Raw genomic sequence first — 9,736 nt, forward strand, 5'->3', positions numbered from 1 at the left:
ATATCCTCTCAAGGTTCTCCAGGCTGTATGAAAGAATTGAAAATATGATTTATATTTAGCTAACTTTTTCGCAAATCTATGGTCTTGTTCAATTATATTATTGAGATATTTTTTGGGTTTCAATTCACACTCACTAGTTAAAATACCTGATTTTTTAAGTTCTTCAATGGCTGGTGGATAAGCAGGATTTTTATCTACGTTGATTACTCTAGGTTGTTTATTATGTTTACTTTTCAAGACTTTTATGAAAAATCTTTTAGCTGCATTTTTATCTCTCTTTACATATGCCCTAAAGGACTAGCTGCGCGTCGCGAAGCGGTATGGTAAACTACTAGCGCTAAAGGATTAGCGCCTGGAGGCGCGTCCTTCGCGTCGTCCTTTAGGACTAAGTATAAAGTCTAAAGTCTGACCATTACTATCCACTGCTCTGTACAAATATTTCCACTTTCCTTTCACTTTGATGTAGGTTTCGTACCTCGCGCCAAGAATCATTAGTTGGCTTGAGATAATTTCGGCTTCTTTTTTGTAATTGTGTCGCATAAATCATCACCCATCTGTAGATTGTAGTGTGATCTACAGATAGTCCTCTTTCCATCATTATCTCTTCGAGATTCCTGTAACTTAAAGCATATTTGAGATACCATCTCACACAAAGTAAAATAATCTCACCTTGGAAATGTTTCCATTTAAATGGCTGCTTTGAGTTCATCTTGTTAGTAATAATCGATACTTAGATTATACTACAGGCTCATCTCAAGTTTTTGCAACAGGACCGTTTATCCTAACGGTACTTAAACAAAAACTAAGCCCAAATAAACCCCAAACTAGCTTTATAAGCAGTAAAAACGTCTATATTGTGATTGACCCATGATACAAAACGGTAAGACACAGCTGTACGAAATGCTTCCAATGCTTCGGGAAAAGTGTTGATTGGTTTATTTGCCCAACGTCTTCTTAAACCACCAGTTAACTTATGCCAAAGGATAAAAGTATAGGCACAAAAGACCAGAACAAAATGCCTTTTCAAACCTTTAATTCCTCTGATTTGATATTTTTTTAGTCCCAACCATCCCTTAGCTTCACGATAAAACACTTCCACCCAGTTTCTTTGAGAATAGGTATCTACTACCCACTGTGGAGTTACAATTGATGGCTCAATATTGGTAATAAAGTAATCTATATCGTCTGCATTTTCAAACAAAGGTGCATTCATAACGATAGCTATTTTTCTTTTTCCTTTGAGACGAGATATTTCTACTTCAATGGTAGCGACCCAAACAGTTCTCGCTTTTTCTGAGTTGATTCTAGTCTGAGTGTAAGCCTGTGCTGGTAACAATTGTGCCAAAACATCTAATCTTATTTCTTGTGGTAACTCTTTTGAATTAGCAACTTTAACCTTACGATTTTTCGCCAGTCCTCCTAAATACTTCAATTTTCGCTTTTCTAATTCTTTCAGGAAACTTGTATTATTACCATATCCTGAGTCAATTAATACTATTCCTGGTTGATATCCTTGCTCAATACTCTTATCGATTAATTTTAAAGCCAACTCAGGTTTCTTCAAGAAATTTGGGTCTTTTTTTCCCTCTGGTAGTGAATTTGCGTGTTGATATAACTCTATATCTAAAGGCAAGCTTTTTTTTCCATCATAAAGATGTGTTGTAACTACTACATTGCCGTTATCAGTTTTGCCTATTTCTCCGATGTACTGTCGTCCTACTCAGAAGCGTAAAGTTTCCGCTTTTTCTATGTCCACTGTCATCTACAATGAGAGCAAAACCCCGACTTATTCTGGTTTGGTTGCATTTTTTCATTATTTCTAAACGACGCTCATTGAGCTGGTCGACAGACCAAGTTGCTTCAGTTAAGAAATGATGTAATTTGTGGTATGTAACCTCTACTGCGTCTCTAGCCATTTGAGACATATTTTTTCGCTCACTTTCCCCCAATAATCCTCCTAAATAATGCCTAAACCCTTTTTTCTGCGCCTTCGTTCTCAGTAAATCATCAAACTTTTGACACCATCTATCGAAGCAAGGAGGCATGGCTGCTCCCGTTGTTTCTTTCATGTTAGCGAGCGCTAATCTTAGCAATGTAAAAAGCTTATACAGTAATAATCTTATCTTTTTTTTGGTTTTTAAATTGTTTAAGTACCACTAATAAACTTAGTAGTGAATCTTGGGAATTTTTACCCTGGAAGAAATTTCAGATAAACCTTTTCCGCCTACACTCATCGAGTGTACAAAGCAATTCGAGCAGAAGATAAGCAAAAAGCGAGGTCACTGCAAAAACTGATTCTGCGTTCTCAAGCAGCAAGATTCTTGGCTATTCGTCAAGTCACACAGCTAAATAACGGCAAGAAAACTGCGGGTATCGACGGAAAATTAGCCCTTACATTTAAGGAAAGATTCGACCTCGAAGAAGAACTAAGGATAAAAGCTAATAACTGGAAACACAAAGGTTTACGCGAAATTCCTATCCCCAAAAAGGACGGAACAAAACGCTTACTAAAAGTTCCAACCATCAGCGACAGAGCTTGGCAATGCCTCGCAAAGTACGCCTTAGAATCAGCCCACGAAGCAACCTTTCACGCCAGGAGCTATGGATTTAGAACAGGACGTTCAACGCATGACGCGCAAAGACTTCTGTACAACAACCTACGCTCATATTGCAATGGTATCGAGAAACGAATTATCGAATTAGATATCAAGAAATGCTTCGACAGAATAAGCCACACCTCAATCATGGAAAACTTAATTGCCCCTCAAGGGCTAAAGCTTGGCATCTTCAGATGTCTCAAGGCAGGAACAAACGTAGGATTTCCAGACCAGGGAACACCACAAGGTGGAGTAGCTAGCCCACTTTTAGCGAATATAGCTTTAAACGGAATAGAGCAAATCCACTACTCAATTCGGTACGCCGATGATATGGTATTCATACTCAAACCCCAAGATGAAGCTAACAAAATACTTGAATCAGTCAAAGAATTCTTAGCTGTAAGAGGCATGGAAGTCAGCGAACAAAAAACCAAGCTAACAATCTACGACAGACGGATTTGACTTTCTGGGTTGGAGATTCCAAGTCCAGAAAAACGGAAAATTTAAAAGTCGTCCTTCAGAGAACAACTATAAAGCATTTCGCAAGAAAGTCAAATCCATCATCAATAACTCGAATTATGGTGCAACGGTCAAAGCTGCTAAACTAGCCCCCGTTGTTAGAGGTTGGAGAAATTACCATCGCTTTTGTAAGATGGATGGGGCAAGAAACAGCCTCAGCTACATACGCAAGAAAGCCTACAAGGTATTCAATCGGGAAACTAAACAGAACCGCTACACTAGTAGGAAACTATTAAAACAAGCGTTTCCAGCAGTTACCTACTCCGAAAATAAATTCGTCCAGGTCAAAGGGGAGAAATCACCTTATGACGGCGACTTAATTTACTGGAGCAAGCGTAATAGCAAGCTCTACGATGGAGAAACCTCTAAAGCCCTTAAACGGCAAAACCATTCATGTGCAGCCTGTAAACTAAAATTTACGGCAAAAGAGAGAGTACATTTACATCATGTCGATGGAAATCACAACAACTGGAGTCACGACAACCTTGTAGCAATACATGAATCCTGTCACGACTACCTACACATGAGCAAAAGCAAAAACTAAGAGTTTCGGGAGCTGGATGCGGTGAAAATCGCACGTCCAGATCTAAGAGGGAGGTGCGAGGGATAATACCCTCCATCGACCCTACCATATAACTATTTATTACAGAGTATGGTAATTTGCCAACAACTTTATTGTGTTTGATGCAAGATCGAAGTACAAGAATCAAGAGCAAATGTCGTCAAACGATACAACAAGGAGGATTTTAAAATGAGCGAAAAAAATTACATTTTAATTTCGGCAACTGTTTTTGCTTTAGTGGCACTCTTACATTTGGTCAGACTGTTGGCTCACTGGTCATTTCAAATTGGTACAGTTGCCGTTCCGCTCTGGGGTTCATGGTTAGGACTTTTAATTGGAGCTGGATTGAGCATCTGGGCATTTCGTCTCTTGTCTCAATGGAAAATTAGTCACCAATAATTAATCACAAGCGATCGCACTTTTACTTATCCAATCTGCTAAAGCTCCTTTGGCTTGTTCGGCCATCTTGACGGGCTTAGGGTGAACCATTGTTAGTAAAATTTGATAGCGATCTCTTTCTAGTTCTTGAAGTAAATCAACCGTTTGCAGCATCCATCTCAAGACTCCGCTCCATTTGGAGGTTCTTCATGCGTTGAGCAGTCTTGCAGTTAACATTGACAGTAGATACGCTTGGACTAAGGCTAGGGAATAAAAAAATGTGTTTTTATCCAAGCTCCCTACCTGTTTTTTGCCATCAAAATAGGGATGTAAACATGAGGACAAAACAATGACAACAGAAGTTAGTAAACCCAAAATAGCGGTGGCAGGACGTAGCTACCAGAACTTTATTAATGGCAAGTGGGTGGCGCCAATTTCCGGTCAGAGCTATGAACGAAAAAGCCCCGTGACAGGGCAGACCATTGTCCACCTCCCTTGGAGTAATCAAGCAGATGCAGACGCGGCAATCCAAGCAGCACGGCAGACGTTTGATCAAGGGAGCTGGTCTAAATCTCACGCTTACACCCGCCATGATGTGCTTTGCCAAACAGCACAGGCGATTAGAGCAAAGGCGTCAGAACTGGCGCAGACACTCTGCGAAGAAGTTGGGAGGCCATTGGCGATGTGTCTGGGAGAAGTACAGATAACTGCCCAGGTGTATGACTATTTTGCTGGCTTGGCGCTAGACGTTAAGGGGGAATCGATTACGCAGTATGACAGTAGTGCGATCGGCTTAACAATGCACGAGCCGGTAGGTGTGGTTGGCATTATTACACCCTGGAATTTCCCACTGTTATTGGTTTCATGGAAGATTGCCCCTGCCCTAGCAGCCGGTTGCACGATGGTCGTAAAACCCAGCGAATTCACACCATCTAGTACATTCATGCTGGCAGAAATAATTACGCAAGCGGGTGTCCCTGATGGTGTAATCAACATTGTCACGGGTGATGGTCCCGTAGTCGGGGAACGACTCGTCGAGTCGCCTTTAGTGGACAAGATTGCCTTTACTGGTTCAACAGCTATTGGCAGGCACATCATGGCAAAAGCAGCACCGACACTGAAGCGAATTAGTCTTGAACTGGGTGGCAAGAGTCCAAACATTGTATTTCCAGATGCTGATATGCCGACAGCAGTGGGTGGTGCATTCTTTGGTATCTACCTCAATAGCGGTCAAGTTTGTCAAGCGGGCTCCCGTTTATTGCTACACGAGTCGATCAAAGACGAGTTCATGGGACAGCTGGTAGCAGCGACTAAAAACATCAAGTTAGGTGATCCGATGGACTCCACGACTACAATGGGGCCAGTGATTAACGAGCAGCAGTTTGACAGAATCCAAGGCTACATCCAGGCTGGTCAGACTGAAGGTGCGAAGATGGTCATTGGTGGGAGTGGGCGCTACTCAGTTGAGGGATTAGAGCAAGGGTTGTTTGTGCAGCCAACAATTTTTGATGCAGTTAACAGTGAGATGGCGATCGCGCGGGAAGAAATCTTTGGTCCGGTACTTTCCGTAATCACCTTCAAAGATGAAGCCGAGGCCCTCCAAATTGCCAATAACTCAATGTACGGCTTAACAGCAGCGGTATGGACAAAAAATTTGGATACTGCCTTGCAGATGGCAAAAGGAATTCGGGTTGGAACGGTCTGGGTAAACACTTACCATGCTTCGGGACTTGAGCCTTGTATGCCTTATGGCGGCTACAAGCAGAGCGGTATTGGTCGAGAATTGGGGCACAAGGGTCTTGAAGAGTACTTCGAGACGAAATCCATCCAAATCAAATTAGGAAATTGAAGGTAATGTTTTAGATGTGTGGATATAGGGGTAAATAAGCGCGAAGCTGTCACCAGGGGCTTTTCTTGCCTAAAACACTAGTATCAGACTTGGTGCAATACTTAGTAACACACTATTGAAAAACAGTGTGTTACCAACCAAAATAGTGTTACTTTTAGTATGACACCAGTAAAATATTTAGAGTAACACTAAGCATGGCTACAGATAAACCAAGAATTACAGCCTACGTCAGACAAGATTTATTCGACAAATTTAACGAGTTTTGCGAACAGTATGAGGTAAAACACTCGAAGGGGATAGAGCTAGTTTTAGCTGAGTATTTTACTGGTAACATACCAGATGTGACACTAAACCCGTTAGCCAGTATGGGAGTATCAGAGAATGAAGTTGAAGCTTTAATTGACAAGAAGTTAGAAGGAATTACATCACTAAGTAACACTAGTGTTACACCCAAGAATGCAATTACGGTAGAGGATTTGGATAAAGAGATCGCATCTCTTGCTGATGATGAGAAATTTATTGGAACTGTAGCGTCAAAGTTGCCAGCCTAGTCTCTCAACAAGAATCACCAGAGGCTAGGCAACCAGGTAAATCTAATTCCCCTGCTAAGCCAGGGTTAACTGACGGAGAACTATCAAGATTGATTCATGCTAATCGCGCTATGCTATATCGTTGGCGCACAGGGAATGAACCTAAACGCCCAAGTAAACGATATCAGGAAGTACTGAAGAATTGGGAATTTAAAGGCGATCGCTGGTATCAAAGAGAATAAATCAAGGGAAGACACATAAAATTAGTTGAACGCAGATGAGGAGGACAGTGTGTCTTTATTTCAGGAGAGTAAGCTATAACCCATCGATAGATTGTAGTGTGAGCAATCGATAATCCTCTTTGTGCCATCATCTCTTCTAAGTTACGATAGCTCAACCGATATCGTAGATACCATCTCACGCAGAGTAAAATAATTTTAGGTAGATAATGTCTCCATTTAAAAGGGGATTTTCAATTCATTCAATAGTCACAATATGCAGTGAGCCAATATTACTACATACCAGTTTCGGGTTTTCGCAACACTATCTTATTATGCCAGTGGGAATTTGGTGGTGAGGATCGTAGAGAGTAAGTGACAAAAAGTTAATGGCTTGATTATCTACAACTCTCGACGAACCTTGAAAACGCTTTCGTCACATGATACGATTTGCATTGTGTAAGATTCCTGACCCCGCTCTCCAAAGGAAATCCTGATTTTATTGTCTTTTTCAGCTTTCCAAGTTCCCGTAATTTCTTGTGTTTTATCAGTAGCTCCAATTCCATACTGAATGAATTCTCCATCTTCTTTAATCTCAAATCCATCTCTTCCTCGGGAAGGAGGGAATTGATAATCACTTGGTCGGTAAACTTTTACCTTTTCAGTATCTTCTTCTCGGGAATGTATCCAATGCTTAAAAATTGTTGACGGAAGATTGTTATTCATAGGTTTGTCTAAACAGCCTAGCTGCACTATGGATAGAATTGATAACCCAATTACAAAACTTCTCCTTGAAAAGTATTTATATCTCATTTATTTGATAATAATTGTCATTCTAATAATTAATTTTTGAGTATTTCTTACATATTTATTCTAAATTTAAATAGCTTTGAGAGGTTCTTTGCCAAGAAAAGCGAGCATATATTATGTAAAAAATTTTTAAGAAATACTTTACATAATAGTAACAACGTAATTATAAGTAATAGTTAAGGCCTTGAAAATATAGATTCAAACATTATTTTAGATTAGTGGAGCAAGAGAAACATGACTTCTCAAGGACGCACATGTGGGAGTATGATTCACCATCAAATACTCATGGAAACTTCTCTCACATATAGACAGCAGCGACTATCCATTGAACAATATAGTAGACAATATGAGACAAATATAGCTCGCGCTAGAGCTGATTTTGCGATCATCACTCTTCCTGTTGTGGTTCATGTAGTTTTTAACAATAGTCTTGAAAATATAATTGATGACCAGATCGCAAGTCAGCTCAGAATTCTCAACGAGGATTACAGAATGCAAAATGCTGATATTGGTTTAGTTCCTGAACCATTTAAGCCTTTTATAGCAGATGCCAAAATCGAATTTAAGTTGGCAGCCAGAGATCCTGATGGTAATCCAACCAACGGGATCACAAGAACATTCACTGAAAAAATAGCCTTTAGTTTTGACGATGCTGTCAAATTTGCCTCAACTGGTGGTAAGAATGCTTGGTCAGCAGATAAGTATTTAAATATCTGGGTATGTAATCTAGGCGGTGGACTTTTAGGCTATGCTCAGTTTCCTGGTGGTGATGCTCAAACAGATGGTGTGGTAATTGGTCATCAGTACTTCGGTGACCTTGGTACAGCTACTCCACCCTTTAACAAAGGAAGAACCACTACTCATGAAGTCGGTCATTGGCTAAATTTAAGACATATTTGGGGTGATGATATGGGCGCATGCGCTGGTTCTGATGCAGTTGAAGATACTCCTAACCAAGCCGATGCCAATGACGGTCGTCCTACTTTTCCGCACATAACCTGCGGTAACTTTCCTAATGGGGATATGTTCATGAACTATATGGACTATGTTTATGATGATGCTATGTTCATGTTTAGTGCCGGGCAAGTTGCCAGAATGAGAGCAGCTTTAGATGGTCCGCGAGTATCAATTCAGACTTCTGATGCTTTGACTTCACCTAATTCTTGACAACAATTATTCAAATCAATAGAATATCGTTACGGATATTTTGGAGAAAGCAAGAGTAACTTGTCTTCCTCTAATCAAAATATTCTGTTGGAAATTATTCAGATAATTTGTACGCCTAGTGTGAATTAGGAAAAAGGGAGGAAAAGACAGAAGATGAAAGTTATCAAGCTGTCCATCTAAAATATCTTTTCTCATGAATAGCATAGACTTTGAAAGCCTACTAGTGATAGTTTTCGTTCTTGTAGATGATTGGTATCAGCTAGAAAAAAAGCCAACGAAGGTTAAGAGTCCTGGAGTAAAACCAGAAATGAGTAACAGTGAAATTATGACTTTAGCTCTAATGATGGATTATCTGCCATTTCCAGGGGAAACTCAGTTTATTGGTTTTATTCGTGCTAATTAGGGAAAATGGTTGACCAATTTATTGGAACGAAGTCAATTCAATAGATGTTTGCGAAAATTAGGAGATGACATAGAGATCCTCAGAAGAAGGTGGGTTAGAAAACTGGTAGGGGAGAATGCAAATAGCTTCGTCATCGATACCAAACCAATACCAGTCGTAGGTTATAGAAGAAGTAAGAAACACAGTGACTTTGATGGTAGTGCTGATTATGGTTATTGTGCGGCGCGGAAAATGAATTACTTTGGCTACAAATTGGTAGTCCTCTCCACTCTCCAAGGGCTTCCTGTGGCTTACGATTTAGTCCCTGCCAACACTGACGAAAGAAAAGCTGTTGAGGGCGTACTTCAAGTAGTTCATGGCAGTGATATCTACGCAGACAAAGGTTTCATTGGTCAAGAATGGCAGTCACAAATAATGGACTCTACTGCCAATCGTATTTGGACAATAGCGAGAGAAAATCAACATCACCAACATTCTTCTGATTTGAAACGTTTAATTAGTCGAGTTCGACAACGAATTGAAGGAGTTTTTCACGAAATCCAGAATATTGGTCGTAATCCCGGGTAGTCCTAAAGATGTAAGGATAGAAGAAGAACTAGATTAGTAGTATTAATGTCAATATTCTGTCCGTCTTGTGAGTCCAAGCAAATTGTCAAAAATGGAAAAATACACAATGGAAAACAAAATTATCGGTGTCGTGACT

At 40.2% G+C, this 9,736-nt stretch carries 13 protein-coding genes and 2 pseudogenes; 9 read left to right on the top strand and 6 right to left on the bottom strand.

Features of this window, described 5'->3' with window-relative positions; genetic code table 11:
* The 3 genes and pseudogenes from V6C71_09060 to V6C71_09070 all read right to left on the bottom strand — a co-directional run.
* Positions 1–237: DDE-type integrase/transposase/recombinase (locus V6C71_09060; GenBank protein HEY9768635.1), on the bottom strand; the 237-nt coding region annotated here is incomplete at its 3' end.
* A 178-nt stretch (positions 238–415) separates the two neighbouring features.
* The gene (locus V6C71_09065) at positions 416–709 is read right to left on the bottom strand and encodes a hypothetical protein (protein ID HEY9768636.1); all 294 of its coding nucleotides are present in this window, start codon (positions 707–709) and stop codon (positions 416–418) included.
* Between the two features lie 93 nt (positions 710–802).
* Positions 803–2,069 (bottom strand): annotated as a pseudogene (locus V6C71_09070) (IS701 family transposase).
* A gap of 168 nt (positions 2,070–2,237) precedes the next feature.
* Here V6C71_09070 and V6C71_09075 point away from each other — a divergent pair.
* The 3 genes from V6C71_09075 (at position 2,238) to V6C71_09085 (ending at position 4,077) form a co-directional block, all read left to right on the top strand.
* Positions 2,238–3,059, top strand: coding sequence for a reverse transcriptase domain-containing protein (locus V6C71_09075; GenBank protein ID HEY9768637.1), 822 nt, complete (start codon positions 2,238–2,240; stop codon positions 3,057–3,059).
* 4 nt (positions 3,060–3,063) lie between these two features.
* Positions 3,064–3,660 carry a group II intron maturase-specific domain-containing protein gene (locus tag V6C71_09080; GenBank protein HEY9768638.1) on the top strand — a complete coding sequence of 199 codons (597 nt, stop codon included), beginning with the start codon at positions 3,064–3,066 and terminating at the stop codon, positions 3,658–3,660.
* A gap of 207 nt (positions 3,661–3,867) precedes the next feature.
* Positions 3,868–4,077 (top strand): hypothetical protein, encoded by a 210-nt coding sequence (locus tag V6C71_09085; GenBank protein ID HEY9768639.1) that lies wholly within the window; start codon positions 3,868–3,870, stop codon positions 4,075–4,077.
* Here V6C71_09085 and V6C71_09090 read toward each other — a convergent pair whose 3' ends face one another.
* Complete coding sequence (locus V6C71_09090) at positions 4,078–4,230, bottom strand: hypothetical protein (protein HEY9768640.1); 153 nt, start codon at positions 4,228–4,230, stop codon at positions 4,078–4,080. It abuts the gene before it with no gap.
* Between the two features lie 175 nt (positions 4,231–4,405).
* Between V6C71_09090 and V6C71_09095 the strand changes: the two genes are divergently transcribed.
* The 3 genes from V6C71_09095 to V6C71_09105 all read left to right on the top strand — a co-directional run bounded on the left by V6C71_09095 (position 4,406) and on the right by V6C71_09105 (position 6,677).
* Positions 4,406–5,905: an aldehyde dehydrogenase family protein gene (locus tag V6C71_09095; protein HEY9768641.1), complete on the top strand. Its 1,500-nt coding sequence runs from the start codon at positions 4,406–4,408 to the stop codon at positions 5,903–5,905.
* A 194-nt stretch (positions 5,906–6,099) separates the two neighbouring features.
* On the top strand, positions 6,100–6,456 hold the full coding sequence (locus V6C71_09100) for a hypothetical protein (protein HEY9768642.1): 357 nt from the start codon (positions 6,100–6,102) through the stop codon (positions 6,454–6,456).
* A gap of 89 nt (positions 6,457–6,545) precedes the next feature.
* Complete coding sequence (locus V6C71_09105) at positions 6,546–6,677, top strand: hypothetical protein (GenBank protein HEY9768643.1); 132 nt, start codon at positions 6,546–6,548, stop codon at positions 6,675–6,677.
* Positions 6,678–6,733: 56 nt separating this feature from the next.
* Here the strand turns inward: V6C71_09105 and V6C71_09110 are convergent.
* Positions 6,734–6,871, bottom strand: a pseudogene (locus tag V6C71_09110) (IS6 family transposase).
* A 184-nt stretch (positions 6,872–7,055) separates the two neighbouring features.
* Positions 7,056–7,379: a hypothetical protein gene (locus tag V6C71_09115; GenBank protein HEY9768644.1), complete on the bottom strand. Its 324-nt coding sequence runs from the start codon at positions 7,377–7,379 to the stop codon at positions 7,056–7,058.
* Between the two features lie 369 nt (positions 7,380–7,748).
* Between V6C71_09115 and V6C71_09120 the strand changes: the two genes are divergently transcribed.
* The 3 genes from V6C71_09120 to V6C71_09130 all read left to right on the top strand — a co-directional run bounded on the left by V6C71_09120 (position 7,749) and on the right by V6C71_09130 (position 9,600).
* Positions 7,749–8,630, top strand: a complete 882-nt coding sequence (locus V6C71_09120) for a zinc metalloprotease (GenBank protein HEY9768645.1) — start codon at positions 7,749–7,751, stop codon at positions 8,628–8,630.
* A 193-nt stretch (positions 8,631–8,823) separates the two neighbouring features.
* Positions 8,824–9,033, top strand: a complete 210-nt coding sequence (locus V6C71_09125; GenBank protein HEY9768646.1) for a hypothetical protein — start codon at positions 8,824–8,826, stop codon at positions 9,031–9,033.
* Between the two features lie 9 nt (positions 9,034–9,042).
* Positions 9,043–9,600 (top strand): IS982 family transposase, encoded by a 558-nt coding sequence (locus V6C71_09130; protein ID HEY9768647.1) that lies wholly within the window; start codon positions 9,043–9,045, stop codon positions 9,598–9,600.
* Positions 9,601–9,736 lie beyond the last annotated feature (136 nt).

Origin of the sequence: Coleofasciculaceae cyanobacterium (assembly GCA_036703275.1) — a bacterium.
GTDB lineage: Bacteria > Cyanobacteriota > Cyanobacteriia > Cyanobacteriales > Xenococcaceae > Waterburya.

Excerpts from the sequence above, each read along its gene's own strand:
- V6C71_09065 (HEY9768636.1), bottom strand. The coding sequence starts at position 709 with ATGAACTCAAAGCAGCCATTTAAATGGAAACATTTCCAAGGTGAGATT.
- V6C71_09085 (HEY9768639.1), top strand. The coding sequence starts at position 3,868 with ATGAGCGAAAAAAATTACATTTTAATTTCGGCAACTGTTTTTGCTTTA.
- V6C71_09090 (HEY9768640.1), bottom strand. The coding sequence starts at position 4,230 with ATGCTGCAAACGGTTGATTTACTTCAAGAACTAGAAAGAGATCGCTAT.
- V6C71_09095 (HEY9768641.1), top strand. The coding sequence starts at position 4,406 with ATGACAACAGAAGTTAGTAAACCCAAAATAGCGGTGGCAGGACGTAGC.
- V6C71_09100 (HEY9768642.1), top strand. The coding sequence starts at position 6,100 with ATGGCTACAGATAAACCAAGAATTACAGCCTACGTCAGACAAGATTTA.
- V6C71_09115 (HEY9768644.1), bottom strand. The coding sequence starts at position 7,379 with ATGAATAACAATCTTCCGTCAACAATTTTTAAGCATTGGATACATTCC.
- V6C71_09120 (HEY9768645.1), top strand. The coding sequence starts at position 7,749 with ATGGAAACTTCTCTCACATATAGACAGCAGCGACTATCCATTGAACAA.
- V6C71_09125 (HEY9768646.1), top strand. The coding sequence starts at position 8,824 with ATGAATAGCATAGACTTTGAAAGCCTACTAGTGATAGTTTTCGTTCTT.